At 39.2% G+C, this 25,878-nt stretch carries 21 protein-coding genes and 1 tRNA gene; 8 read left to right on the forward strand and 14 right to left on the reverse strand.

What is annotated here, in order from left to right; genetic code table 11:
• Positions 1-311: 311 nt before the first annotated feature.
• The 7 genes from B9Y69_RS03375 to B9Y69_RS03410 form a co-directional block, all read right to left on the reverse strand.
• Positions 312-1,403, reverse strand: a complete 1,092-nt coding sequence (locus B9Y69_RS03375) for an SIR2 family protein (protein ID WP_085471582.1) — start codon at positions 1,401-1,403, stop codon at positions 312-314.
• Positions 1,404-1,494: 91 nt separating this feature from the next.
• Positions 1,495-1,986, reverse strand: coding sequence for a hypothetical protein (locus B9Y69_RS03380; protein ID WP_085471583.1), 492 nt, complete (start codon positions 1,984-1,986; stop codon positions 1,495-1,497).
• Positions 1,987-2,003: 17 nt separating this feature from the next.
• Complete coding sequence (locus tag B9Y69_RS03385; protein WP_085471584.1) at positions 2,004-3,050, reverse strand: TIR domain-containing protein; 1,047 nt, start codon at positions 3,048-3,050, stop codon at positions 2,004-2,006.
• Positions 3,051-3,539: 489 nt separating this feature from the next.
• Entirely contained in the window at positions 3,540-4,094 is a 555-nt protein-coding gene (locus B9Y69_RS03390; RefSeq protein ID WP_085471585.1) for a BfmA/BtgA family mobilization protein, read from the reverse strand.
• A gap of 308 nt (positions 4,095-4,402) precedes the next feature.
• The gene (locus B9Y69_RS03400) at positions 4,403-4,681 is read right to left on the reverse strand and encodes a helix-turn-helix domain-containing protein (protein ID WP_085471587.1); all 279 of its coding nucleotides are present in this window, start codon (positions 4,679-4,681) and stop codon (positions 4,403-4,405) included.
• A 531-nt stretch (positions 4,682-5,212) separates the two neighbouring features.
• Positions 5,213-7,705, reverse strand: coding sequence for an N-6 DNA methylase (locus tag B9Y69_RS03405; RefSeq protein WP_085471588.1), 2,493 nt, complete (start codon positions 7,703-7,705; stop codon positions 5,213-5,215).
• A complete protein-coding gene (locus tag B9Y69_RS03410; protein ID WP_085471983.1) occupies positions 7,702-7,899 on the reverse strand; it encodes a helix-turn-helix transcriptional regulator in 198 nt (65 codons plus the stop codon). The genes B9Y69_RS03405 and B9Y69_RS03410 overlap by 4 nt, the downstream gene beginning before the upstream one ends.
• A 402-nt stretch (positions 7,900-8,301) precedes the next feature.
• Between B9Y69_RS03410 and B9Y69_RS19265 the strand changes: the two genes are divergently transcribed.
• Both B9Y69_RS19265 and B9Y69_RS19270 read left to right on the forward strand, forming a co-directional pair.
• On the forward strand, positions 8,302-8,934 hold the full coding sequence (locus B9Y69_RS19265; protein ID WP_200811739.1) for a transposase: 633 nt from the start codon (positions 8,302-8,304) through the stop codon (positions 8,932-8,934).
• A 53-nt stretch (positions 8,935-8,987) separates the two neighbouring features.
• Positions 8,988-9,212, forward strand: coding sequence for a hypothetical protein (locus tag B9Y69_RS19270; protein ID WP_200811740.1), 225 nt, complete (start codon positions 8,988-8,990; stop codon positions 9,210-9,212).
• A gap of 318 nt (positions 9,213-9,530) precedes the next feature.
• On the opposite strand, the gene B9Y69_RS03420 is transcribed toward B9Y69_RS19270, so the two are convergent.
• Together B9Y69_RS03420 and B9Y69_RS03425 are read right to left on the reverse strand one after the other, a co-directional pair.
• Complete coding sequence (locus tag B9Y69_RS03420; RefSeq protein ID WP_085471589.1) at positions 9,531-10,682, reverse strand: SIR2 family protein; 1,152 nt, start codon at positions 10,680-10,682, stop codon at positions 9,531-9,533.
• A 235-nt stretch (positions 10,683-10,917) separates the two neighbouring features.
• Complete coding sequence (locus B9Y69_RS03425; protein ID WP_159451803.1) at positions 10,918-11,697, reverse strand: tetratricopeptide repeat protein; 780 nt, start codon at positions 11,695-11,697, stop codon at positions 10,918-10,920.
• A gap of 1,219 nt (positions 11,698-12,916) precedes the next feature.
• Between B9Y69_RS03425 and B9Y69_RS03430 the strand changes: the two genes are divergently transcribed.
• Together B9Y69_RS03430 and B9Y69_RS03435 are read left to right on the forward strand one after the other, a co-directional pair.
• Positions 12,917-13,756, forward strand: coding sequence for a class I SAM-dependent methyltransferase (locus B9Y69_RS03430; RefSeq protein WP_085471591.1), 840 nt, complete (start codon positions 12,917-12,919; stop codon positions 13,754-13,756).
• Entirely contained in the window at positions 13,746-13,958 is a 213-nt protein-coding gene (locus B9Y69_RS03435) for a hypothetical protein (RefSeq protein WP_085471592.1), read from the forward strand. Before B9Y69_RS03430 ends, B9Y69_RS03435 begins: the two co-directional genes overlap by 11 nt.
• Positions 13,959-14,242: 284 nt before the next feature.
• Here the strand turns inward: B9Y69_RS03435 and B9Y69_RS03445 are convergent.
• Together B9Y69_RS03445 and prmC are read right to left on the reverse strand one after the other, a co-directional pair.
• Positions 14,243-14,315 (reverse strand) — tRNA-Lys (locus B9Y69_RS03445).
• A 139-nt stretch (positions 14,316-14,454) separates the two neighbouring features.
• Positions 14,455-15,315, reverse strand: coding sequence for a peptide chain release factor N(5)-glutamine methyltransferase (prmC, locus tag B9Y69_RS03450; RefSeq protein ID WP_085471594.1), 861 nt, complete (start codon positions 15,313-15,315; stop codon positions 14,455-14,457).
• 64 nt (positions 15,316-15,379) lie between these two features.
• Between prmC and ribD the strand changes: the two genes are divergently transcribed.
• Entirely contained in the window at positions 15,380-16,441 is a 1,062-nt protein-coding gene (ribD, locus tag B9Y69_RS03455; RefSeq protein WP_085471984.1) for a bifunctional diaminohydroxyphosphoribosylaminopyrimidine deaminase/5-amino-6-(5-phosphoribosylamino)uracil reductase RibD, read from the forward strand.
• An 11-nt stretch (positions 16,442-16,452) separates the two neighbouring features.
• On the opposite strand, the gene B9Y69_RS03460 is transcribed toward ribD, so the two are convergent.
• The 3 genes from B9Y69_RS03460 to B9Y69_RS03470 all read right to left on the reverse strand — a co-directional run bounded on the left by B9Y69_RS03460 (position 16,453) and on the right by B9Y69_RS03470 (position 18,264).
• Complete coding sequence (locus tag B9Y69_RS03460) at positions 16,453-16,833, reverse strand: hypothetical protein (RefSeq protein WP_085471595.1); 381 nt, start codon at positions 16,831-16,833, stop codon at positions 16,453-16,455.
• A 114-nt stretch (positions 16,834-16,947) separates the two neighbouring features.
• Positions 16,948-17,595 carry a hypothetical protein gene (locus B9Y69_RS03465; RefSeq protein ID WP_085471596.1) on the reverse strand — a complete coding sequence of 216 codons (648 nt, stop codon included), beginning with the start codon at positions 17,593-17,595 and terminating at the stop codon, positions 16,948-16,950.
• A 126-nt stretch (positions 17,596-17,721) separates the two neighbouring features.
• Positions 17,722-18,264, reverse strand: a complete 543-nt coding sequence (locus B9Y69_RS03470; protein ID WP_085471597.1) for a hypothetical protein — start codon at positions 18,262-18,264, stop codon at positions 17,722-17,724.
• A 545-nt stretch (positions 18,265-18,809) separates the two neighbouring features.
• Here B9Y69_RS03470 and B9Y69_RS03475 point away from each other — a divergent pair.
• The 3 genes from B9Y69_RS03475 to B9Y69_RS03485 all read left to right on the forward strand — a co-directional run bounded on the left by B9Y69_RS03475 (position 18,810) and on the right by B9Y69_RS03485 (position 25,871).
• The gene (locus B9Y69_RS03475) at positions 18,810-22,040 is read left to right on the forward strand and encodes a SusC/RagA family TonB-linked outer membrane protein (RefSeq protein WP_085471985.1); all 3,231 of its coding nucleotides are present in this window, start codon (positions 18,810-18,812) and stop codon (positions 22,038-22,040) included.
• Between the two features lie 10 nt (positions 22,041-22,050).
• Positions 22,051-23,922, forward strand: coding sequence for a RagB/SusD family nutrient uptake outer membrane protein (locus B9Y69_RS03480; protein WP_085471598.1), 1,872 nt, complete (start codon positions 22,051-22,053; stop codon positions 23,920-23,922).
• Between the two features lie 74 nt (positions 23,923-23,996).
• Complete coding sequence (locus tag B9Y69_RS03485; protein ID WP_085471986.1) at positions 23,997-25,871, forward strand: Nramp family divalent metal transporter; 1,875 nt, start codon at positions 23,997-23,999, stop codon at positions 25,869-25,871.
• Positions 25,872-25,878: the final 7 nt, after the last annotated feature.

A 25,878-nucleotide genomic window follows, 5' to 3' on the forward strand; every position in this document is an offset into this window, starting at 1 on the left:
GATTGTCCAATGTTTCAAAAGAGGACTTAAAGGATAAAATCAAAATCTTTAGTATAAAGTTTCGGGATGAGAGAGCTTTTTTTTAATTATCAGTGATTATCAGAAGGCATTATTTAGGCCTTTTGAATAAACAAACAACATATCTACTGTGAATACGAGTAAAGATTTAAGGATCTTACTGGTTTCGAAAGCTGAAGGGCTGTGTTGGGGTTCTCTTAAGTACAATACGTATACCGTTATAAAATTATTAGATGTAAAGGTTTTCTTGTAGTATGACTTACATTTGTTTATTATACTTTTTCTGAAATAGCTTACGGATATTCATTTTCTATAAAACTTTTAGTACCTTTTAAATAAAATTCAATTTGACGATTTCCAAAAAAAGTTTCATATCTCAGTTTCATGTTCTTTATATTCTCCAAACTTTCATCTCCATAATCTACCACTGTAATTTTAGCATCATCTCTAATCATTCTAGATAGTAATTGTCTCATTTCAAAATCAGCAGAAGGTAAAGAGTATCCGATAAAAATAATATTATTTGATTCTGAGAGTTCAATTCCAGCATTTTGCCATATTAGTTTATACTGAGGATTTGATAGATCTTTAAGAAAAGTTGGCATAATGAGATTCGATGTTAAGCTGTGAGATCTTTTTTTTCCAAAATTTTTATCACAATGCCTGCAATTGGAATAATGGTCAATTGATATTTTCCTATAAAAATCTACATATAATCTTTGGCATCTAGGACATTGCAGCCAATTAAGAGATCCATGTAATTTTAACAATTTAACATTAAATCCTCCACTTCCTAGTATTTCCAATCCTGGCTTAATAGTATCGTCATCTTCTTTATATGAACTTATATAACAACAATAGTCAACAACACCTTTTGGCTCTTGATGATCTTTATCTAATATCCGTTTTATTGAATTGTCGAGTAAAATATCCCAATTTGTGCTTAGTATACTTACCCTATCATGGCCTCTATATGCTCTGTTTGCTCTTGGGGAACATTGAGAAACAATATATTCTGCAAATTTATCAATATATTTTTTGTTAGAAGTTTTTAATGTTACCTGTAAAGTTTTACTAATTAAATAATATATAGTTCTTCTAATCTTTTTTAGTTCGCGAGTAGAGAGGTCTCTAAAAGAAATATTGTCCAGAATAGCTCTATCTATAGGAGTGAATAAATCTTCCAACGGAACTTGAGTTTGCAATGACTCTGGAATGTTTAGAGTATTTGAAAGGAATTCTCTAAAATTATGAAAGGAATTCTCTTCGAACTCATGTGGAACCGTATTGTAAATTTCGAAAATTTTCTCTACTATTTTTTCCTGTGAAGGAGCCCCTGCTTCACAGGAAAATCCTGCTCCTAATATGAATGTTGTTTTGGTCATTGTATCTTTTTTGAGCTTACAGCTAATGCCTTGGTCTTAGCATATTAAGATCTAAATTTAATCCTTAAACCGTCATTTCGGCAAAGATATATTAACGGTAGTTATTTTTGTTCCAAATCCAATTGTTAGAGTTGATAGTATGAGGCTGGGAATTTGAATGTCCTAACCATATACCTTTAATATTTTGTGCGTCATTTATACGCATTTCAAAGGCTCCATAATATCCTAATTCATTATTTTTTTCTCCCCATTTACCAACAATGTTTGATCCTATAATTTCACCGAATATGTAATATTGTTCATTGTTATTAACTCTAAATTCACCATATAAATATTTGCCTAATTGTTTGATCTCTAAATCGCTTCTTCTTCCTGCGAGATCAGTATATTTAGCAGAATTGTCATTATCCCAAATTTGTACCCATTTTCCGGAAATAACTATTGGTTTTGTTCTAAATAACCATCTTACTGGAAACCAACTAAAAAATTTTACAAGAGAAATAGCTAAATTAAAATCTAAAAGGGTTTTTAATAAAATACCAATAAAAAATGGTATTAATGGTAGTAGGATGTTATAGTCCATTTTTAAATTGTAATTATTTATAAATTTTCATCTCCACTTTGTACTTTTCTATATTCTATTTCTTTAAAAAAACTTTCGACAACATAAGGAACCTCTCTAAAATAACGGTATTCATATTCGTCTCTAAAAGACTCCCTGAATATTGGGGTATCAAGAGTAAAATCTAATAACTCTACAAATTCTCTAAAAGCCTTTGTAGATTTAAAGTCTTTAACTTTTGTGATTTTATCGATTAAAGCTAAACCACTATCATATATCCAAGGAAAATCAATTCTAAAAGGAGCGAGAACAATTTGTAATATGTACTTAGTGTCTATTTGTCGAGACAAAGAATAATGAATTAATTCTTCAACCATAGCTGGATGCAAATGTCTACGAGAATTTATTGTTCTTTTGGTCGAAACATTTTCTATTCTGGTTGGTAGCTCTTTGAACATCAATTTTACTTCCTCAAATAGTCTAGCACTTTCATTGTTATCTAGTGGTTTTGTTTCTTCATTGTTTTGTGTTTTCTCAAGTCTTTTTGCAATAATATTCTGCGTTTTTATTTTGAAAATCTCAACTTGCTGTTTTATGACATCTTCATCAGGCTCTGAATTTGGTAGCTTGCGGACTAATTGTTTAACCAATTTTGTTAAAGAGCTATTATCATCGTCACAATTTTGAAACTGAGCAAAAGGACCTGTACTAACACTAGTAAGTGGAACCCCAATAGCAATACCAAGAATTGGCGTGTTTAGCTTCCCTTTTGCCATTCCAGCTTCAAATAATATCCAAGGTCTATCAATACTAAAGTCAGTTAAAAGACATACTACATCAGATGAGTCTTGAAGGCTTTCGATGATTTTTGGATACCACTCAATACCAAATTCAATACCTTGAGTTCCTTTATTATCAGAAGAACGAAACGATTTTAACATTCCAGCACTAACACTTTTTAATAATTTACTAAATGCCTCCGCTATTTCAGCATCTCGAGTATCGTGGCTGATAAATACAAATGGACTTTCAGATTTTGAATATTTATTGGAGTCAATTTGTTTCTCTTGTTTTTTTTCTTCCATTTAATTTAGTGATAATTTTTTGGTAAGTATGGTTGTAGCATTCTGACGGTTTTGCTAAGTTCTAGTTGTGAAATGAGTTACTTTGTCGCAGATATTTACCGCGTAAAACCTTAAAGAATCTATACAACGTTGTTTATGGGTAAAAATTTTGAAGACTGTAACATCTTCTCTTTTTATTAACATTTTCTTATCAGTTGCTATTTTTACGCTAATATCTTAGGAAAGATTTAAATCCCATTACGGGAATCCGTAATTTATTAATCTATATGTTTTTGCTAACATAGTTGTTTAATGAAAGAAGATGATAAGATTTTTTGGTAAGCTCTTGTTATCACCCGTTTCGGATGTTGTAATATTTATATACATAGCTGTACAATTAGGTCTATTTACAGGGATATATGTAGGGATGTAAGGATACAATTACGCTTTTATATGAAAACATAAAAGCGTAATTGCATAATAATGGAATTAAAGGTGATGTAAATCGTCCTAAAGTTTCTCTAAGGCTAGTCGTACCTTTTTAGCAAGCTCTTCCTTCTTTTGAGTTGATGCTGGCCAGCCCAGCATTTCCCTTTCCGCGATATAATACTCCAAAATTTCTCGGAATCGTATTTTTAATTGCTGATTGCTTGATAAGCCTTTCACTAGACTCTCTAATACTATACCCTGAGCCAAAAGCCCTTTCTTCTGTTCGAGTAGTAATGTGCCGAGTCTAGATTGATTCTCTAGAATTTTATTACTCAAGCTTACATCTACCTTAAGAAGGTTACTAGCCTCATCATTCATTTGAAAGATGGGAACTAATAGATCGCTCTCTTGCTTTCGGATAAAAGCTAGGATACGACTCACTCCGCTAGATAGCTCTTTTTTTAATAGTTCATCGTTTAGATCAATCGGATCTTTCTTGCTTTTGTAGAAGTAATCTATCATCTGCACAATTAAATCACGTTTCGTGCGTGCAAGCTTGCTAGCAAGCAAGGTTAGCTTGCTATCCGTCTGGCTTGAAAACCGGACTGATTTCCTGTTTTCATCAATCCTTGACATCAGTATCTGTTTTATCAATGATTACAAAGCGGAAGGTACTCGCCTTAGTTGGATGCCATGATGGAGTATACTCTAGGTATCCATATCTCACTAGATCCGATAAACGTTTATGATAAGTAGCCGTTGAGCGGATATGCGAATGTCGCATCAGTTTACTGCGACTACCTTGAAAAAAGCCTAAAGAATGTTTTTTATCCTGATAATAAAATAGTGCAGATAGTAAGGCAATATGAGATTGCAGTAGTCTTTTATCTTCTAATAACCGTTTTGAAAAATGTTCAAATAGGTTCTTGCTTAATTCTTTTTTATTAGCCATACTGCTGTCCCTCCTTCAACATTTTTTCAATATCACTGGCGTGATAAAACATACTTCCTCCGATTTTACGATACGGCAATTTGCCATTGATCCGTAGGGTTTGTAATGTACCAGGGGAAATGCCGAGCATTCTTCTAACATCAGCACTGCGGAACCACTGTTTTTTTGATAGACCATCCTCAGATGCTTTTGTTAATGCTTCGCGAATAGCGACTAACATTTCTGCTTTGAAGACAATTAAATCTTCCTTTGTTACTAGATTTATTTCCATAATGATTAGTATTAAACCTGATGCTACATTGCACCAGTTAAACTAACCTATGCTATAAAAGGGTAGAATTGTCCAAAATGAGTATGAAGGGTACTATTTGACCTAAAGAGGTAATCGGTTTGTAAATGGTATACTATTAAGTATACTAAAAATACTGTCATAAACGGCGCTAAATAATAATAGGATCCCCGGAGGATACTTTGAATGTCCTTTACAGGGCATAAAACAAGAAAAGTCGAGCTATGCTCAACTTCTGCTTGCTCATGTGACTAGTCCCGTATGCTGATATAAGGCATCGGGAAAACATCAACTTATCTGGATAAAAAACAATAAACCTCGCTTAAAAGGCTTAAACGAGGTCGGATATCTTGTGTTTTGCTATAAAATTGAGGTTGTGCAACAGTTACCCATGTTGTGCGATCGTACTTTTTTTCTGTCTGTCAGTGATGGCAAAGACATACTCTTTTGCAATTTTTGATTGCGTTGTTGGATTGAGCGAATTGCAAATGTGTATGTCCTTAAGCACTGGTATTATAAATCGTTTTCTATAATTGTATGAGATTGTAATAATTTTTTTTCCGCATCCTGAATAGCTTTGTGGTAGTCTGTTAAAGCCTTTGAGAAGTTTGTCGATTTCGTTTCTCTTGCCTTATCCCCAACAATTGGGAAGTCAAGCTCTTTAAAGTCATCTTCATTAAGTCTGTATCTACTTGGTGTTCCGCCACGAGTTTTAGAATACATATACTTTAGCATTAAGTCGGTTCTTAATACTCCCGTTATATAAAATGAATCTTTTAGGTCTTTAGGTCTAATCACGATAAATTCTGGTGAAGCAACAATGTAGTCTACTACTTGGGGAATTGGGGGAACTACAACAATTTTTCTGTTGAGCATACTCGGACCAAGCCTTGCTAGTAAAATATCCCCTGGTTTTACAATTTTCAAACTCCCTTCAATTTCACTACCTAAGCAATAAATGACATTATCAATTCTAACTGGATTGTTTTGAAGTTCATCCATTCTGATAAGAGCAAAATTTGAAAATTCATTGTCTTCTGAAGTTGGTGTAATCTTATCGCTAACAATGTCTGCTATGTCGGTAATTTTTCCTACTTTATTTTTAAAAGTAGGTTTCCATATGTAACGTATTGCATTTAAAGGACCTTCTTTGTTTATTTCAGACAATTTAATGGTATAACAGTTATCTGTGTTTTTATAAATACTTTTATTTTTTGAATAAAGTTTCCATTGGTTATAAATGCTTTCTGATTTATCAGAGTAAAGCTCATTTTCTTCTTCTCGTCCTGTTGAACTAATACCAACTTGTTTTGCGACTGCCATAAAAACAGTGTAATCCCCAAGTTTTTCCTTGTCTTTTTTTCTTCTAAGAAAAAGTAGAGAAGATTTTATACCTGCTCCAAAATGGCTAAATGCAGATTCAGGTAGCGAGACAGAAGCAAGAAGTTCACAATGTTCTAGTATGTAATCTCTAACATATTGAAGAGAACTATTTGTCATGATGCCTTCGGGAACAACTATTGCAATTTTGCCCGTTCCCTTTTTTGCTAATTGTACGCACCTTTCAATGAATAGAATTTCGCTCTTTTGAGTTTTTCTCTCAGAAGTACCATTTTTACCTAAATCAAAAGATTTAATATATTTAACTTCCTTAGACTTTATAGTAGCTCCAAATGGTGGATTTGAAAGTATTAAATCAAATGAGTTCTCTTTAAATTCACTATTGAGTTTTTGCATTTTGTCCAAACCGTCTAACGCATCATGCCCAATAACATTCGTATGTCCATCATCGTGAATAATCATATTCATTTTACAAACCCTTGCTATTTGGTCATTGATTTCTATTCCAAATAGCTTTTTTTCAGCGAAAGAGTGCCAATGTGTAAATGCTTCCAAATCATCATAGTTTTCTTCGGCATATTGTCTTACTTCATCCATTGCATAGAGTAGGAATCCACCACTTCCACAAGATGGGTCAATAACTCTCAAAGATTGTTTGGGTTCCATCATTTTAACACAGAATTGGACTACAGGACGAGGTGTAAAGAATTGCCCCATTTTGCCAATAAAAAAATCCTTCATGAAAATTTCAAAGGCTACACCTTTTGTGTCAAGGTCTGTTTTACTTAGAGTTAAACCTTGTAAGTGTTCAACAACATTGTAAATAATTTCAGAAGACAAGTTTATTCGTTCTTTAAAAACTTGTGGGTCATCTGTTTTGGCTTGTTCATAAATTTTTTGAACTCTGTCAGCTACTTCGTTAGGTGTTTCGTGTGAGCCAATTTGAAACTTATAATGCTCGTTTTTCTTTGTCTTTTTTTCGTCTTTTAATTTACAAAAAAGCAGTTTGGAAACTTCGTCAAATGCTGTAGTTGGTGCAAGTTTACCACCTTGCCATACACTACTATGAGATTTTTTCAAGGCACTAATTAAATCTTCTCGATAAGCAATTTTTAAATCTTTACTTTTATCACCTTTTGTGAATTTGTATTTTGGTGCTTTGCCGTATTTAATCGGAATATCAGCTATTACGTTTTTCTCTCGTTCACTTGAATTAAAACCCGCTACATTAAAAGCTGTTTTCGTATTTCCTGCAACAACGATAGCATATTGTGCTCGTTTACTGTTTGCATTGCCAAATGCTTGCTCGATTGCTTGGGTAAATTCAGAATCCGAAATGCCGTCTTTTTTAGTTTCTACTATTAAATATGGTGCTTTTAGTTCTTCATCTTCATAAACTACAATATCGGCACGGTCATCAGGTGTTCTTCTTTCAACTTTAACTTCAATATCTATTTTTTCCTTTGGATATTGGTAGTCTAAGACAAGTTCAACAAAATATGATGCTCTTACTTTTTCTTCGGGGTTTTTGAAACTGGTAGAATAAGTCCTTGAACAGTTATAAATTATCTTGTTTCCGTCTTCGCTGAAACATATTAGTTTGTTGTCGATACCCCGAGTAATGTTCTCGTAGAAAATGGAGTCTTTGTCAATTATATCAATCATTTATTTTTTCTTTCTATTAGTAAATCTTTCACTTCAACATTTAGAATTTCAGCAATTGTGTACAAATCTTCCAGACTTGGCTGCCTTACGTTACGCGCATATTCGTTAATCGTGTTGTAACTCTTCCTTGTTTGTTTAACAAGCCAAGTTTTCGAAATCCCTTTGTCCTTTAAAACTTCCTTAATTCGGTTTATTTGAGACTTTAGTTTCGTTTATTTGCTGTCGAAGATAGTAAAAACTCACTATTTTACCGTGTAAATATTCAGTGTATTGTCGTGGGTTGGGAAAGGTTAGGCTCTTTTGGTTTTTAAGGGTTGGATTTTTGTGTCAGAAAAAACAAATATGCATAACCGAACATTGGATTTTTCAGTATGTCGCACAGCGGTTCGAGTATTACCGAAGGCGGGGATGTGTAACACAAAAGCTCATTCGAAGAACAAACGTTGCACCGTGCTCAAATGCCAAATCGAAGACTTTCAGCCCAGCTTTTGGCAACACTTTGTGTTTGTTGCACAACTGATATTAGAGAAAAAATTTGTAAATTATGGTATGCAAGGAAAAAAATATTTTTACCACAATTGTTTTAAGAGCTAAGCTTGGATCGTCTAGTTCCTGAGGATATTTTTTATCGTAAAGTTATCAAGCATAAGACTTACATTTTTTACAAGTCCACTCAGCTGTATTATGGACGCGAAGGACAAGAAAGGATTAATCCTGTTGTTTTCTTTAAGATTTTGCTAGTTGGTTATTTGACTAATATCAAGAACGATCGCACTTTGATTCGTTACTGTAGCAATTGCTTGGATGTCCACCTGTTTTTGGGTTACGATTTCAATGAAGAATTACTATGGCATTCCACCATCAGTCGCACATGTTCACTTTTAGGCAAAGAAGTCTTCTTCGGACTTTTTCAAGAGATTTCGCGTATGTGCATAATTAATGGGATGGTTTGTGGTAAAGTTATTAGGGGTGCTTGCGCGAGTACATCGGGGAGTAAGGACCGTACAATCTTTGCAGATATTATGGACCAAACGATTGATAATTTACGACACAATGATATAGCAATAGGTGAAGTTTCGGTTGACACAGTTTACCGCAGTGTCAGTAGTTTCCAATATTGCGATGAACATAATTTAGATGCTTGGATCCCAAACTTTGGACAGTATAAGCCTGAGCGCGAAAGTTTTTTTTTAGTAAAACTGAAAATCGACACGAATGTATCCAAGTAGGCAGTAACAGGACTTTTTACCATTCAAAGGTATCACAACAGGCAGTAAAGGTTATGAGAAGAAGAGTTATCGTAGTAGCGAAAAGGATTGTGGAGTATGAATGTCCTTTGCCAGTCGACTATTGTGGTAAAGTAAGCAGTTTTAAGAAACTAGAAGAAAGCATTCACAATCCCTTATATGATAAGATGCATGAAAAGCTGATCCAGCCTAAAGCCTATCACCGCAGGTTGGTTAAGCGTGCTCAAGCACAGTCAACCCTGTTTGGGGGCTACTCATAAACCACTATAATATGAAACGTATAAATAGCCGAAGTAGGTCACACGCGAATAAGCATGTTTTGATGGCAGCTTTGAGCTCTAATCTCAAAAAGTATCTGAAATTTTTACGCAAGACTCCTCACATTATAGCCTTAATTAAAGACTTATATTTTCACATAAAAACAAGCACAACCAGAGCTCAATTTAGTTGATAGGACACTTTGAAAACTCACTTCTGATCAGGTACAAAAACAAAAGACCTCGCTTAAAAGGTCTTAAACGGGGTCATGTATTCTGTATTTTACTGTGAAATTGGAGTTGTGTAACAGTTACCGCTTGTTAGCGGCAATTATTTTTTACAAACCCTTTGACCCCCGAATATTCTATTTTCAATTCTCTTTTGCTAAAAAAGTTTTGATAGCGATATCCTGCTGTTAAATATTTTAGATTGCCTTTATATTTTTCAGGATTATCATTTTCAATTAGGTAAACTTCAATTTTCGCTTCATTTTTAATCATTCTACTCAGTAGTTGTTTAAACTCAAAATCTGCCTGCGGCAATGAATATCCGATAAATACTATTTTATCTGCTTCAGATAATTCTATGCCTGCATTTTGCCATATCAACTTGTTTTGTATATTGTTCAGGTTTTTTAGAAAAGTAGGCATAATTAAATTCATTTCAAGTTTATTCGAAATGTCTTTGTTCTGTTTGAAATTTCTTTCACAATGTCTACAATATTTTTTATTGAAAACATAACCGCCATTAAATCTCCTGTAAAATTTCACATAGAGTCTTTGACATTTTGGACATTGCATCCAATTAAGTGAACCGTGTAATTTTAAAATTTTGACATTATATCCGCCTTTTCCTAAAGCATATAATCCTGGTTTTACGCTGTTATCATGTTCATCAAGTGAACTTAGATAACAACAATAATCAACTACTCCAATAAAGTCTTTTTTAGCTTTTTTAGCTTCGCTAAATAATAACTCATAAATTTTGTTATCCAACATTATATCCCAATTCGTTGTTATGATTGAGATTTTATCTTCCTTTTCATTTTCCAATCTACCTCGTGAAGTATTAACAATAAAATTTGCAAAATCGTCAATTGGTTTTTTAGAATTACTACTTTTATCTATTGATTCTCTTATTGCTAACGTTATTAATCTATTTAGATTATCTCTTAGCTCTTGTAGGTATTTTATTGTATGTCCTCTAAATGAGGCATTTTCAGAAATACATTTATCTATAGGAGTATATACATCTTCTAATGTGTAATAAAATCTTTCTTCATCACTTACACATAGACCATTTTTCAAAAAGTTATCGAATTCTTCAATCCATTTATTTATGAAAGAAAGTCGTTTGGAAGAATATTTTTTATTTCCTTTTAAATCATAAATTGCTTTTACAAGATTTGCTTGAGAAGGTGCTCCAGCATCCATAGAAAATCCTGCTCCTAGAACATATACTGTTTTATTCATTTATTGTTTAGATTTATTTTGGTATTACAATTGTCACTAATGTTTAGTGGCTTCGCATCAATGGCGGAAATTGACGCGAAAATCTTCAATTTTTCCTAAAAGTAAGTAAAAGTCAATTGTATTAGATTTAAGAAAAATTCAATACAATTGACTTTTGCGGAATAGAAATCCGAAATTTAAATTTTAGCACTTAACTCCGCATTTTGCCACGCAGGTGTTATATGATATGCTTGCTTTAGAGCGAGTTTTTATAAAGTTCACCTATATTATTTAGTTTTCTTCCTAAAAGGTTTTCAGCATCTTTTGGAGCTTTTTCGATTTGAGATTTCGTTAGGCTTTTTTCAAGTTCTTTTATTTCTTTAATAACTTCTTCTTGTTTTAAAATACTAAAGTCAACTTTGTATTCATTGTAGATTAAATACCATAAATAACTTTGATAAATATCTTTTTCGAAATATTCCCCTTTTTTATAAAAGTTAGCAATTTCCCATCTCGCAGACGTAATATTTCCACTTTGAGAAAGATTTTCAGGATTTTGAAGTTTTGCTAATTTAATAATCCATTCTTTAAATTTTGCTATATCAGCTATTACTCCGTTTCCAGTTAAATAACAATTCACGACATTCCACATACATGTTGCGTCATTGTTATTTGCGCATCTTAGTGCGTATTCAAAAGCTTTTTCAGAGTTTTGTTCAATTCCTTGACCATTTCCATATGCCATCATCATAGCATAATGTCCATCATTAAATCCGTTATCAGATGATTTTGAATGCCAGTTAATAGCTTCTTGTTCATTTTTTTGAATTCCAATTCCTTCCTGTAAGAAGATAGCATAATTATATTGGGCTTCTGGATTTCCCAATTCAGCAGATTTTTTCACTAAAGGAAGTGCTTCTTCAATTTTTTTTTCTTGGATTAATTCTTTAGATTTTAGATTTAGTTCTTCTGCTGATTGAGCAAAAGTGAAACTTGAAATAAAGAGTAAAAATATTAATATAGAGATTTTGTTCATTTGTGCAATTTTGGAAGACATATCAAATAACAATTTATTTGCGAAATCAATATACAAACTATTTCGCAAATTCACATCTGTATTCGAAATACGTCTAAAATTCGAATTAAATCATAAAAAAAATGATTATGAGGTCTGTATATTTGTTTCTGTCACGGGTGGCGAAACAAAATTGCCACAGTATTTGTTTTAAGGTTATGAACTAGCGAAAGAATAGTCCGTCCATTTGAAAAAGCCAAATACGCAACGATACGCGGGCAATACGATTAGGTCATATTGTGACTATGCCAGTTTATTTCTAAAGCACGTATCACAATATGAATTTCTGAAAGATGTGCCCTTGCCGCATATTGAATCATTTATCAACGAAAAGGTAAACCGTGAACAGATCAGCGTATCCTATTAAAAGGGATTGGTCGACGCTATTAAAAAGCTGTACGAGTTGTTATTGGATAAAAAGCTTAAATTGAATTACCTGTACCAAAGCGATCAGTCTCGCAATTGCCAAAATTCTTTTCCAAAAAAGAGGTCAGACCATTATTAGATAATATCGAAAAAATTAAACATAAAGCCATATTAACGACTATACATAGCCGCGGACTACGCCTTAGTGAAAACTACTAAACCTCAAAATAAAAGATATCCAATCATCTGATAAGGTTATACGTATTCACCAAAGCAAAGGAAACAACGACCGAATTATCTCATTACCTTATAAGTTGGTAGATATTTATGCGAATACTATCTGACTCATAAGCCTGCAGAATATCTTTTTGTAGGAGAAATGGGGAATTGATACAGCGAGCGTAGCGTACATTTTATTGAAAGTTTTAAAACGATATGTGAGAAAGGGAGAGGGGCACAGCCCGGACGTCGTGCATATTGTCAAAAGCGAGATGGAACGCATCAAGAATGATCCCGATTTAAAGCATTTGGTACATGAGGAGTGAATTAGCACGAATTCACCATTAAACATTAATCCAAAATTTCTATCTTTGTGGTCTGTTATACTATATCTAACATATTATCTGGTCTTACTCGAAAGACAACTCTAAAAACAGAGTGATTAATGCATTGAAATCTTTTGGTTTTTAATGCACAGATAATCCTATCGACTTATTTCTTAATCTTAAACAAAACAAACGATTATCAAATCGATTGCATTATCACTTTTGCAGTGTATTCAACATTTCAAAATGTGGTGACACGATGAATAAAAATGAATAGTAAACAGTTAATAAGTAGAGATATAGAGCTATTTTACAATAGAGCATCCGAAGAAACTCGACTTGACAGAGGAATGGGAGTATTTGAATTTGAAAGAATTAAATCACTCGTAGAAAAATATATACCAACTTCATCTTCAAAAATAATAGACATTGGCGGTGGTACGGGAAAGTATTCGGAATGGCTTGCTAAAAAAGGACATCACGTTCATTTGGTAGAGCCAGTTTCAAAACATATACAAATAGCCCAAAACAGAGCGAATAGATTAAAGAACAAATTTTCTGTGCACTTGGGAGAAGGTCGAAAATTGGAATTTCCAAATGATTATGCTGACCTAATAATACTGCATGGCCCTCTTTATCATCTGCAAAAAAAGGAGGATAGAGATTTAGCCATTTCCGAAGCTAAACGTATTTTAAAGAATGATGGGATTATTTTGGGTTTTGCCATCAATTATACGGCATCAACATTGGTTGGTCTTTTAAATGGCTTAATTCACAAAAAACCATTTTTTGAAATGTGCAAAGAAGAATTAGTATGGGGTATGCACAATCCGCCCGATGATTTCCCTTGGCTTTTAGCAGAAGCATTTTATCATAAGCCAGAACAGCTAAAAGATGAATTTATAAATCAAGGCTTAACCTATTTAAATACTTATGCGGTTGAAGGTATGGCATGGTTGGATAAAGAATACTTTGCCAATATGCTGAATAACAAAAAGCGAAGAACATTAATGGAACTTATTCAAGTTACTGAAAACGATAGCTATCTTTTACCCTTTAGTCCACACATGATGATCGCTGTGCAAAAAAGATATAATTATGGAAAATAAAGAAAAATATTACAAAGCATTAATAGAAAATGACGGTCAACTCAATGAAATTGATCTCGGAGAAAAAATGGGGTTTAACGAAGATGAAACAAACGAAATAATTGTACAGCTTCTATCTGAACATAAAATTGAATACAGAGAAAACAAAGCGTGTAATTACAGTACGATGAAAAGGGGAAGAAAGAAAAATAACAGCAGGTAATGATCGCTAAATTTTACAATGAAACACGGTCTAAACTGGAAAGCGAACCGAGGTTCTCATCCCAGGGGATTAAAAACACAAAAATCAACCCTTTTGAAGTTGCTTTTTTGTGATACCGCTGGGATTTGCTCAGCCCCGCAATGCCCGTACACAGCCCTGAGCGAGAAAGTTTGCTCAGCCGCTCAATCCACAAGCACAACCCTGAGCCTTCACGAATCGAACCCAGGTTCTCATCCCATGGGATTAAAAACAAAAAAAGCAACTCTTTTGAAGTTGCTTTTTTGTGATCCCGCTGGGATTCGAACCCAGGACCCATACATTAAAAGTGTATTGCTCTACCAGCTGAGCTACGGAATCTTTACCCTTCCACTTTTCGAAGTATCCTTCGTTGTTTGGAGTGATGCAAAGGTAGAAAAAATGTTTATAGGTGCAAACTATATCAGCGATTATTTTTGCTGTAGGCCTTTAAAACACTGTTTTTCAGATTAAAAAAATGTTAATTTTTTATGCTCGCACGGATCATTCGGTCCGCTCCATTGATGTCTTGCAGCAATTCCACAGATGTAAAGCCCTTCTTTTGGAGCAAATCCACCGTTTCGGGACCTAAATATTGATTGATCTCGAAGTATAGCACCCCGCCAACAGCCAGATGAACCTTCGCCAGGTCGGCAATAGCGTTATAAAACAACAACGGATTGTGCTCCTCCACAAAAAGAGCGGTATGCGGTTCATGGCGCAATACATTTGGGTGCATCTCCGCTTGTTCCTTCGGGGTGATATAGGGCGGGTTGCTTACGATGATATCAAACTGCTGATCCGCTTGTAGGATTAAGTCCCATTCCAAGATGTCTGCAATTACAAACTGCACATCCACCTCCAGGTGATCTGCGTTTCTGCGTGCTACAGCAACAGCATCCGCTGAAATATCAATAGCCGATACAGTGGACCCGGATAGGTGCTTCGCCAACGAGATGGCAATACAGCCAGAACCTGTACCAACATCCAGCACACGAAGTCCACTGTCCGGGTGATTGCGGATAATCAAATCCACTAGCTCCTCGGTCTCCGGACGAGGGATCAGCGTATGTGCATTGACATAGAAAGATTCGCCATAGAAATCAGCCTTGCCTAAGATATGTTGGATCGGCCGCCCGGTAGCAAGCTCGGCAAGGATAGATAGAAACTGCTCCGTCATGGCGCTGTTTGGTGTGCTCTGCTGCATCAGGCCAAATTGTGCGCTTTTCATGCCCGTGATATGAGAAAAAGCCAAGAGGAACAGCTGACGGCTTTCGTCTTGATCGTAGTAGGATTGGAGGTCATCCCGGTATGTATCTGCTATTGCTCTGTAATTTTTCATACTACAAACATACAATAAGCGGGAAAGACTTTATTAATTCTTTCTGAAATACTAAGTTTGTATGATGCAAGCGGCAGAGAAATATATGCAACGTTGTCTGGACCTCGCGGTCCTGGGAGCGGGTACGGTGAGTCCAAATCCGATGGTAGGTGCAGTGATTGTACACCAAGGAAAAATCATAGGAGAGGGGTATACTTCGCCCTATGGTGGTCCACATGCCGAAGTGAATGCGGTACGTGCGGTGATACAAGCCTATGGGCCCGATCAGGCGGCTTTGCTCTTTGCGGAATCAACGATCTATGTCAGTTTAGAGCCCTGTGCGCATCACGGAAAAACACCTCCATGTGCCGATATGTTGGTGCACCACGGCTTTCGTGAGGTGGTAATCGGCTGTCTTGATCCTTATGCGCGCGTCAATGGAGCAGGCATCCGGAAGTTACAAGAGGCAGGAATTCCGGTCTTGGTTGGGGTGCTGGAGGAAGCGTGTCGTTTTCTGAATCGTCGCTTCTTTACACGTATTCGGGCGCAGCGTCCCTATGTAATCTTGAAATGGGCAGAAACGGCCGATGGTTATTTCTCACCAAAAGGAGGGGAACAACGGTGGATAACCAATAAGGCCAGCAAGCAGCTTGTGCACAAATGGCGCGCCGAGGAGGACGCTATTTTAGTGGGTACAACAACGGCACTGGTCGATAATCCGGAGCTTACGGCGCGCTTATGGCATGGCTTGAATCCCAAGCGTATCCTTATCGATAAGCACTTGAAGGTGCCTGATCATGCCGCTATTTATAATGCTGAAGCCGAAACGATTGTCTTCAATGCGAAGCGAACGGATTGGAAGGGCCATATCAAACATATTGAACTTGAAAATTTTGATCTTTACCTACCGCAGAATATTCTATATCAACTTTACCTGATGGATGTGCAGTCCATCCTTATTGAAGGCGGAGCACAGACACTACAGCTGTTTATCGATGCCGGTGTATGGGATGAAGCCCGTGTTTTCGTCGGACCAGAAACGTGGGGAGCAGGCATAGCAAGCCCTTCGCTTTCAGCCTTATCTACATATTCGGAAAAGGTAGGAAACGATACCTTAAAGTGGTACTACAACGAAGCGAACCGGTAACAAGCCGGGGTTTAATAGACGGTCGGACGATCCAGAAGCTCGGTAATGTAACCCAATACCTCATGCTCGGTATGACCATCTTCCAACATCGAGAAGGTGAGGTAAGCCGCATAAATCTCTGCACTGAAGACCACATGCTTATCGGCAATGATTTCATCGATGGTATCCTCATGTACTTCGATGCCAATATGGCGCAGCTCATTGTGTAGGCTCGTTGCAATAGTGTAATGATCTTCTCCGGAAGCAAAACCCGCAATCATGTGAAGAATCAGCTGATCCATAATTTCAGGATGGATTTTTGAAGCGCGTACACCTATAGTAGAAATGTCGACACGTGTTTTAGCACTATGGACAATCTTATCCCATATCAGGTATTCTGTTTTACTGTGCATAATGTTGGCGTTTATAATTAATAACTAAGTTATCGAAACGGATCGACTTTTAAAAGCATTTTAACGTTTTTGTGTAAAATCTAGAAGCGGTATAAATAACAGGTAACGATGGGGTTAGCAGTCTTCTTGGTAGAGAATCCACTTTTCTTCGGTCTTGGGCGCTCGGCGCATCGGTAACAATTTAGGCCTTTTGCGGCGACCGCTCAGTACGGCTAAAGCATCGATCAGGTGCTGCGGACGGAAGTCCCTAGGGATCCGTTGATCGCCAGCAGCAAGGTGTTGTAGGCAGGTCTCATAGAGAAATAGTCCGGTCACGCCGGGACGGAAGAAGCCTTCCAATAACCATGCTTCCAGTACCTGTAAAACCTGTTCGCTATCTGCTGCGGGGATAGGAGGGGTTGCTGTGTGTGCAATATGATAATGATCCTGCCGGATCGGAACGCCTTTAGCTGTTAGGATACCTTTGTAGGTGGTATGCTTCTGCGAGCTGCTTTGCGTTGCCTTGACTTTAACCAATGGCGTAGGCGAATGGAGGTTCAGGAGGAAGTCACGTGGCGATTTTGCCAAAATACGCGCAAACAGATTGAGGAAGTTCAGGTCGTAGCTTTCTCCTTTCGTGAGGTCCTCACAATCCATGACCTCCGTAACCGTGCGCCCGATGAGAAAAGCAAACTCCTCCTGCGTGAAATGCTTCTCTTCCCGGTACTGACGCACCGTTGTATTAATTTCATAAGAAAGAATAGGTATGACAATTTCCGTCATAAATGAATACTAATATCAAGTTAATTGGTTTAGGAGGAGGAACAAGGTAAAGACATCACTTACACCGATTCGTATGCTCCTAGTTAGTTAGCTTGAGTAAAGATATCATTTATAGTTGTAAAATAATTAGCTGTTCCTGCTTTCTATTCGCTTCGTTACAAAGCGGATTAGTTTTTCGCCCCAATCGGTCACCGGTTCGACTTTGTGCAGCAAGCCTTCGTTATACATCTGCTCCAGCTGAGCGGAGAAGTCGCTGTCTTTGCGTGTTAAGGTCGGACCCAGAAAACTGTTGTAGTGTGCCGTAATTTCTGAACGCAAACGGGGGGTATGAAAATAGCCTTCCTCCAGGAGCGAGAGTAGGGCACCGCGGATACTCATGTTGCGCAGGATCGGTATTTTTGTCTTTTCCTGCAAGGTGTCCTGCGCCAGGATATCCGCCGGAAAGAGATCCTCCACCCGCATATGGAGGTAGTCGATGGCGCGCTGCAATAACTCCGGACTGTATCGGTCATTGGTATATTCGTTCTCGATGCTGCCAATCCGTGTCGGGTTGCTTCCCGTGATTTCTAAAGAGAGTTTTCGACCGGATATATTTTGCTCCAAACGTGCTACCCTTATTCCGTCAATTAAATACTGCGTGAAAGGGGTAACTCTTCCTTTTTGCTTCATACCACTAATACCGAAAAAAGATAAAATATTAATTGTTATATAAAATTTGCATTTTAAGTTTTTTTATTTATGTTTGTTACACTAACACAGTGTTATTCATACACTATGAGGTATGAGCCACATTTCTTGAACGGAGAGATTACACTGTATTTTGCCCATGAGCAACATAAAACTATAAACCAGACACAAAGTAAACATGAGAACAACAAAAGGAATCGTACTTAACGCATCAAATAAACCTTAATACCTAATTTTTATTTTTAGGAGATTGTTTTGATTTAAACAATATCTGCACGCACGGAATAACCGAGGATGTTATGTTCTCTGGTTGCCCCTTCGTTTTTTGCAGATAGCGTTTCTAGTGGGATAGCTATGCTCGATGGTGTAGCTGCAGGTAAAAAAATGATATTTTTTGCCAGGGAAATCCTATGCCCTTTTCAAAACAGAAGTCTCCTTTTAGACCGGTATCACAGGTGTATTTGATCTTTTAGCGCAAATACTATTCAGCTATAATTAATTAATTCTAAACCAAATTAAAAATGCTTATGCGTACAAATCGACATTACAAGAAGGAGTTGAAGAAACTCTTTTGGATCGGTAGCGCTGTGTTGGCGTGTACAGGCTATTCCTCGTTCGGGAATAGTGCCTATGCCGCAACGGTGCTAACGGTTCACAACGGCATTCCGCAAGATGGAATTACGGTAAAGGGAACTATTCGTGATGCGCTAACAAATGCGCCCGTGGCGGGGGTAACAGTACAGATTGTCGGCACCAATATGGCGACAACAACCGATGAGAATGGGCAGTATTTGTTGCAACGGGTTCCTGCCAATGGAAGCCTCTCTTTTAATATGATCGGGAAGGATTTGGTGACGCTTCCGGTAAACAATCAATCGGTAATCGATGTCGCGCTTACGGATAGCAATGCCAATATTGATGAGGTTGTCGTGGTGGGATACGGCGTTCAGAAGAGGGAAAACGTAGTGGGATCTGTGGTTGCCGTAAAGGGGGCGGAGTTGCAGAAGTCGCCTTCAGTCAATGTTTCGAATGCTATTGCGGGCCGCGTGCCGGGGGTGATCGCCACAAATGGTGGAGGGGAACCGGGATACGATGGATCCAGCATCAAGATCAGAGGTACAAATACACTGGGGGATAGCGGTCCGTTGATTGTTATTGATGGGATCCCAGCGCGACAAGGTGGTTTTGAACGCCTAAATCCAGCGGATATTGAAAACATATCGGTGCTGAAAGATGCGTCGGCCGCCATCTATGGTGCACGTGCCGCAAATGGGGTTATTCTTGTCACGACAAAACGAGGCAAAAGTGGTAAACCGAAGCTGTCCTATAATTTTAACCAAGGGTTCTCGCAACCGACCGTAATTCCGAAACTGGCGGATGCCGTGGAGTATAGTGAGATGCGTAATGAATTGGAGATTTATAAGCTGCCGGTGAATGAGTGGGCCAATGCGCTAAAAGGATTTGGTACAGAAGATAAGTATGTACGTCCGAATGGAACAACTATAACGGCACCGTTTACGCGGGAGGATGTCACGCTCTTTAAAGATGGCTCGGATCCGTGGGGGCACCCGAATACCGATTGGTACAAAGCAGCGTTGAAAAATTGGTCGCCACAACAACGGCATAACCTACAGATCGATGGCGGCTCGGAGGATGTGCGCTACCTCTTGTCGTTGGGGTACCAGGATCAGGATGGCTACTATAAAAAATCGGCGACAGGCTATAGTCAATATGATTTCCGCATTAATCTGGATGCCAATATCAGCCCGTATATTAAAACACAGTTTGGGGTGTTGGGACGGCAGGAGGACCGTAATTATTCGACCAAATCGGCAGGGACGATCTTCCGGATGCTGATGCGTGGAAACCCAACAATGCCGGCTTTCTGGCCAAATGGTATGCCGGGACCGGATATTGAGCATGGAGAGAATCCGGTGGTGATTACAACGGATCAAACAGGCTATAACAGAGATAAACGCTATTACTTGCAGACCAACGGGCAGGTGGATATTACAAATCCGTGGGTCGAAGGACTGAAGCTTTCTTTGACGGCATCGGTGGATAAGTATATGAAAAAGACCAAGCTATGGCAGACGCCTTGGTATCTTTATACTTGGCAAGGGGCCTACGAAGATGATGGGGTGACCCCTAAGTTGGTACGTGGTATTCGGGGACCTGCTGAGCCACGCTTGACACAGGGCGATGAAGATCAGCTCAATATTTTATTGGGTGGTGTCTTGAGCTACGACAAAAAGATTGGAGATCACAGCCTGAGCTTATTGGCAGGGGTGAACCGGGAAACGATTCGTAACGACTATTTAAGTGCTTTCAGAAGGTATTTCCTGTCGGATAATATCGATTATTTATTTGCTGGTGGCGACGCTGAAAAGGATAATAATGGCGGTGCCTGGGAACGTGCCCGGTTAAATTACTTTGGCCGTGTAGGCTATAATTACAAGAGTAAATATATGGCGGAGTTCTTATGGCGCTACGACGGTTCTTATATGTTCCCGGAAGATAGCCGCTATGGTTTCTTTCCTGGGGTGATGCTCGGATACCTGGTTTCGGAAGAGAATTTCTGGAAAAATAATGTGCCTTTTGTCAATTACTTCAAGATCCGTGCTTCCTATGGACAGATGGGTAATGACAATGTGTATTACGATGGCGCACTGCAGGAATACCAATATTTTTCGACGTATGCTTTTGGATCTTATATCGTAGGTGGAGAGATGGTCAAATCGTTGTTTGAAAAACGCGTGCCTAATAACTTCATCACGTGGGAGGTGGCGAATAACTACAACCTCGGTTTTGACTTCCAGTTTTTTGGCGGAAAGATGAATGCGGAGTTTGATATATTTAAGAACAGCAGAAATAGCATCCTATGGCGCCGAAATGCCTCGATCCCACAAAGTACGGGCATGACTTTACCGGCTGAAAATATTGGTAAGGTAGATAACTCGGGATGGGAGTTTAATGTGGGATGGCGCGATAAGGTGGGCGAAGTGGGCTACAGTGTTTCGGTAAATGGTGGCTATGCTAAGAATAAGATTATCTTCTGGGATGAAGCACCGGGATCACCAGCTTGGCAGCAGAGTACGGGACGTGCAATTAATGCGGGACTGTACTACATCTACGATGGTGTATTTAAAGATCAGGCAGAAATAGCAGCCAATACATTAGACTATAGTGCCATTACAAATAATCTGCGTCCGGGAGATATGAAGTACCAAGATTATGATGGCGATGGAAAGATCACCCCAGAAGATCGGGTGCGTCGTAATAAAAATACAGACCCAACATTCCAAGGAGGTGTCAATTTAGGTCTTACATACAAAAACTTTGATCTGAGTGTCTTGTTCCAAGGGGCGACTGGTGGCGAGCTGCGTGTGGGAACGGATGAATCGGGTGCTATTGGTAACTACTTGCACGACTTTTACGAAAACAGATGGACAATCGATAACCCGAGCAGTGAGCATCCACGGATTACCGACCGTAGTGACCAATATTATTCCTACAACAATACGTACTGGTTACGGAGTACCAATTACCTGCGCTTGAAGAATGTGGAGCTCGGTTACAACTTGCCTAGTCATGTGCTGGAAAAGATAAAGATAAGTAACCTCAGACTGTATGTCAGTGGACTTAATCTATTGACATGGAGTAAGGTAAAGGTGTATGATCCGGAGTCGACAAACCAACTGGGACAATATTACCCACAAGCGCGGTTAATCAACGCTGGGGTTATGGTTTCATTCTAAAATTTAAAACATGAACAAACTCAAATATATGATCTGTATGGCAAGCATAGGCATGCTTGCGATTTCCTGCAACGATGATTTTGTAAGCACCCGACCGTTGGGAGAGGCTTCGGATGAAGCGGTATGGAAGGATGCTGCGTTGTCACAGGCTTTCGTTTTTGACATATACAATGGCTTTGGGGTCGGTGGTTTCTATGAGCAACAGATGGCTTCCATGACGGATGAAGCGTTGTTTACACACCCGGGAAGAAATATAAATACGGTAACGGAAAGTCGTTCTAATCCGGCCGAGCAAGGCTACATTATGGACACATATCAGTATGGTAATCTTTATACACGTATCCGTGCCACCAATATTGCAATCGGAAACTTACGCAATCCTAAGTTTGATAATCCGACGCGTGCTGCGCAGCTGCTGGGGGAAGCGTATTTCCTGAGGGCATATTACTACCAGCAATTGGTACGTTTCTATGGCGCTGTACCTTTGGTAAACCAAGTGTATAAGCTGGGCGAAACGGATTATACAAAGGAACGGGGGACTTATGCTGCATGTGTTGATTTTATCGTTAACGACTGCGATTCGGCCGCGTTGCTCCTTAAAGGTATGGCCAAGGTGGATGGGCGTGCGAACGAGGTGGCCGCATTGGCACTGAAAGCGCGGGTGCTAACGTATGCCGCCAGTGACCTGTATGATAATGCAACGGCAAAGGCGAAGTCCCCAACGATTGCCGCTTATGCGAAGGCGGAATATATCGGCTATCCTTCGGGCAGCCGTAGCGAACGTTGGCAAAAGGCAAAGGATGCTGCTAAATTGGTGTTGGATCATGCAGAGCACGCTTATAAATTGGACCTCACAGGACCGGTTTCTGCTACCGCTGGTCAAGCGAATTACAATGCCATTGCGATGGGTGGCGGTAGTAAAGTGGCTGATGCAGACGGTAAAAGGGATCTTATCTTAGGCCGTTTCTTTATTGATCTAAAAGATGAACGTGGTGGCTGGGTCGGGCGTGATAATGGTCCGAACGGTTACCACAACTGGGCGGGAAATACGCCAACGCAGTTGTTGGTGGATGACTATGAGTTGACTGATGGCACTAAGTTTAGCTGGAACAATGCTGCCCAGAAAGCAGCTCCCTATGAAAATCGGGATCCACGTTTTTATGCGACTATTCTGCACGATGGCGCCGGCTGGAAACCACGTACCGATGATGTGAAGAACCGGGATCCTTATAACCAGATTCAAACAGGACAGTATGAAATTGGAAATGGTTCGGGAACCAAAACAATACAGTATGGTTTGGATACCCGAAATAGTCCGGTGGAAGATTGGAACGGGTCGTATACCGGGTATTACTACAAGAAGTTTGTCGATATGGATCCTGCGATTGTGGATCAAAATACGAGACAACGGATTCCATGGCCGGTTTTGCGCTACACGGAAGCGGTGTTGAACTATGTAGAAGCTTGTTTGGAGTTGGGCGAAGAGGCGGAGGCAAAGACGTGGTTGAATAAGGTACGGTATCGTGCGGGTATGCCAGCTATTACGGATAGTGGTGAGGCGCTGAAGGAACGCTATAGAAATGAGCGCCGCGTGGAGTTGGCGTATGAAGAGCATCGCTTCTTTGATGCGCGCAGATGGATGATAGCCGGACAGACGATCGGACGTAAAGCAACCATCATAAGTATTTTTGGTACGCTGAAGCCCGGGAAACAGGTTTCTGTGTATAAATATGATAAAGACAATTATACGTATAACTATACGGTGAATACGATTGACCCGGGGATTGAAAACAGGGTTTGGTTAGATAAGATGTATTTTTCTTCGTTCAATAGGGACGAGATGAATCGAAATACCAAGCTTACCCAAAACCCGGGATATTAATGGGTGTAATGAGAAAGCGAGATTTTTATCTCGCTTTTTTTTTGATGTTACTCAGATATATGCTAATTTTCTTCATGCAAGAAAATCAACCGCATAAATCCCTCGACGACGTACATGAAAGTGTAGAAGTGCATAAAGGAAAATCGAAGTTCAGGCGCATGCTGAGCTTCTTTGGTCCCGCGTACTTGATTAGTGTCGGATACATGGATCCGGGGAATTGGGCAACGGACCTGGCGGGCGGGAGCCAGTTTGGCTATACACTGCTGTGGGTGTTGTTGATGAGCAATCTGATGGCGCTCTTATTGCAAAGCTTATGCACCCGATTGGGGATTGTGCGGGGAAAGGATTTGGCGCAATGTAATCGGGAGATCTATCCCAAGCGGATGAATTTTGTGCTGTATGTGCTGGCCGAACTTGCGATTGCTGCTTGTGATTTGGCGGAGGTGTTGGGAATGGCAATTGGATTGAACCTCTTGTTCGGGATCGATATTATATGGGGCGTGCTGATCAGCTTTGTGGATACGTTTCTCTTGTTGTACCTGCAACGGTTGGGGATGCGTAAGTTGGAGCTTTTTATTGTTGGGACGGTTACCGTTATTGGCCTGTGTTTCTTGGTAGAGATGTTTTTTGCACAACCCGACCTGGGCGAAGTGGCGAAAGGTTTTATTCCTTCACTGCCCAATAATGCCGCGCTTTATATCGCTATCGGTATTATTGGCGCAACGGTGATGCCGCACAATTTGTATCTCCACTCTGCCTTGGTGCAAACCCGTAAGATTAATAAGGATTCCCCGTCGATCCGAAAAGCCTTGAAGTATAATTTCTTTGATAGTGCCATCGCATTGAATCTGGCTTTTTTTGTCAATGCGGCAATCCTTATTTTGGCGGCGGCGGTTTTTCATAAACGGGGAATGCACGATGTGGCCGAACTGCAAGATGCTTACCACCTGTTGGGAACCACCTTGGGATCCGCTTGGGCTCCTAAATTGTTTGCCATTGCTTTGATCTTGGCCGGACAAAGCTCCACGATTACGGGAACGCTTGCCGGACAGATTGTGATGGAAGGTTACCTCCGTTTGCGGATCAGTCCGCTGCTCCGACGCTTGATCACCCGCTTGCTGGCGATTATCCCGGCGGTGATCGTGATTCTAATCTATGGCGATAAGGAGGTGGGACAGATGCTTATCTTCTCGCAGGTGTTGCTGAGTATGCAGCTTGCTTTTGCCGTTATCCCCTTGATTCACTTTGTAAGTGATAAAGAAAAGATGGGCGAATTTGCGATCGGCTTTTTCAAGAAATCAATCAGTTGGCTCATTGCTGCAATTATTGCGGTGTTGAATTTTAAATTGGTATACGAAGAGGCTAAAGGGTGGTTGAAAAGTTCACCCAGTGTCCTGTTGGATGGCCTTATTTTAGCCGGAGCCTTTGGGCTCCTGGTTTTATTGGTCATGACGTTGATTTATCCGTGGCTCCTGAAACGAAGGGCCGTGAAAGCGGATGTGCACCGGGCTTTTGAAGATTTGGTTTTTTATGAAGCACCGGCATTTAATACGGTGGTACTGGCGCTGGATTTCTCGCAGTCTGATGAAAAGGTGGTCAGCCAAGCGCTGCGTCTTCCTGCGCAACGAAGTAAGTTGGTGCTGACCCATATTGTAGAGAGCGCAGCGGTGAAATATATCGGGCATCAAAGTGATGATTACGAGACACGTGGAGATATGGCGCAATTGAAGCAGTATGCGGACTATTTTGTAGCAAGAGGATATGAGGTGAGTTATGAGCTGGGCTACAATAATCGGGTGAAAGCGATCAAAGATTTATGCCATAAATATCAGGCGGATCTCTTGATCGTGGGGAGTCATGGGCATAAGGGATGGAAGGATATTGTATTTGGAGAAACAGTTAATAAATTAAGACATGCTGTTAAAATTCCGGTTTTAATAGCGCAATAAAGATAGT

It is taken from the genome of Sphingobacterium psychroaquaticum (assembly GCF_900177625.1).
In the GTDB taxonomy this organism is placed as follows: domain Bacteria; phylum Bacteroidota; class Bacteroidia; order Sphingobacteriales; family Sphingobacteriaceae; genus Sphingobacterium; species Sphingobacterium psychroaquaticum.

Bases quoted from the DNA above. Each gene is read 5' to 3' on its own strand.
- B9Y69_RS03375 (WP_085471582.1), bottom strand. From the start codon at position 1,403: ATGACCAAAACAACATTCATATTAGGAGCAGGATTTTCCTGTGAAGCA.
- B9Y69_RS03380 (WP_085471583.1), bottom strand. From the start codon at position 1,986: ATGGACTATAACATCCTACTACCATTAATACCATTTTTTATTGGTATT.
- B9Y69_RS03385 (WP_085471584.1), bottom strand. From the start codon at position 3,050: ATGGAAGAAAAAAAACAAGAGAAACAAATTGACTCCAATAAATATTCA.
- B9Y69_RS03390 (WP_085471585.1), bottom strand. From the start codon at position 4,094: ATGTCAAGGATTGATGAAAACAGGAAATCAGTCCGGTTTTCAAGCCAG.
- B9Y69_RS03400 (WP_085471587.1), bottom strand. From the start codon at position 4,681: ATGGAAATAAATCTAGTAACAAAGGAAGATTTAATTGTCTTCAAAGCA.
- B9Y69_RS03405 (WP_085471588.1), bottom strand. From the start codon at position 7,705: ATGATTGATATAATTGACAAAGACTCCATTTTCTACGAGAACATTACT.
- B9Y69_RS19270 (WP_200811740.1), top strand. From the start codon at position 8,988: ATGAGAAGAAGAGTTATCGTAGTAGCGAAAAGGATTGTGGAGTATGAA.
- B9Y69_RS03420 (WP_085471589.1), bottom strand. From the start codon at position 10,682: ATGAATAAAACAGTATATGTTCTAGGAGCAGGATTTTCTATGGATGCT.
- B9Y69_RS03425 (WP_159451803.1), bottom strand. From the start codon at position 11,697: ATGAACAAAATCTCTATATTAATATTTTTACTCTTTATTTCAAGTTTC.
- B9Y69_RS03430 (WP_085471591.1), top strand. From the start codon at position 12,917: ATGAATAGTAAACAGTTAATAAGTAGAGATATAGAGCTATTTTACAAT.
- B9Y69_RS03435 (WP_085471592.1), top strand. From the start codon at position 13,746: ATGGAAAATAAAGAAAAATATTACAAAGCATTAATAGAAAATGACGGT.
- prmC (WP_085471594.1), bottom strand. From the start codon at position 15,315: ATGAAAAATTACAGAGCAATAGCAGATACATACCGGGATGACCTCCAA.
- ribD (WP_085471984.1), top strand. From the start codon at position 15,380: ATGCAAGCGGCAGAGAAATATATGCAACGTTGTCTGGACCTCGCGGTC.
- B9Y69_RS03460 (WP_085471595.1), bottom strand. From the start codon at position 16,833: ATGCACAGTAAAACAGAATACCTGATATGGGATAAGATTGTCCATAGT.
- B9Y69_RS03465 (WP_085471596.1), bottom strand. From the start codon at position 17,595: ATGACGGAAATTGTCATACCTATTCTTTCTTATGAAATTAATACAACG.
- B9Y69_RS03470 (WP_085471597.1), bottom strand. From the start codon at position 18,264: ATGAAGCAAAAAGGAAGAGTTACCCCTTTCACGCAGTATTTAATTGAC.
- B9Y69_RS03475 (WP_085471985.1), top strand. From the start codon at position 18,810: ATGCGTACAAATCGACATTACAAGAAGGAGTTGAAGAAACTCTTTTGG.
- B9Y69_RS03480 (WP_085471598.1), top strand. From the start codon at position 22,051: ATGAACAAACTCAAATATATGATCTGTATGGCAAGCATAGGCATGCTT.
- B9Y69_RS03485 (WP_085471986.1), top strand. From the start codon at position 23,997: ATGCAAGAAAATCAACCGCATAAATCCCTCGACGACGTACATGAAAGT.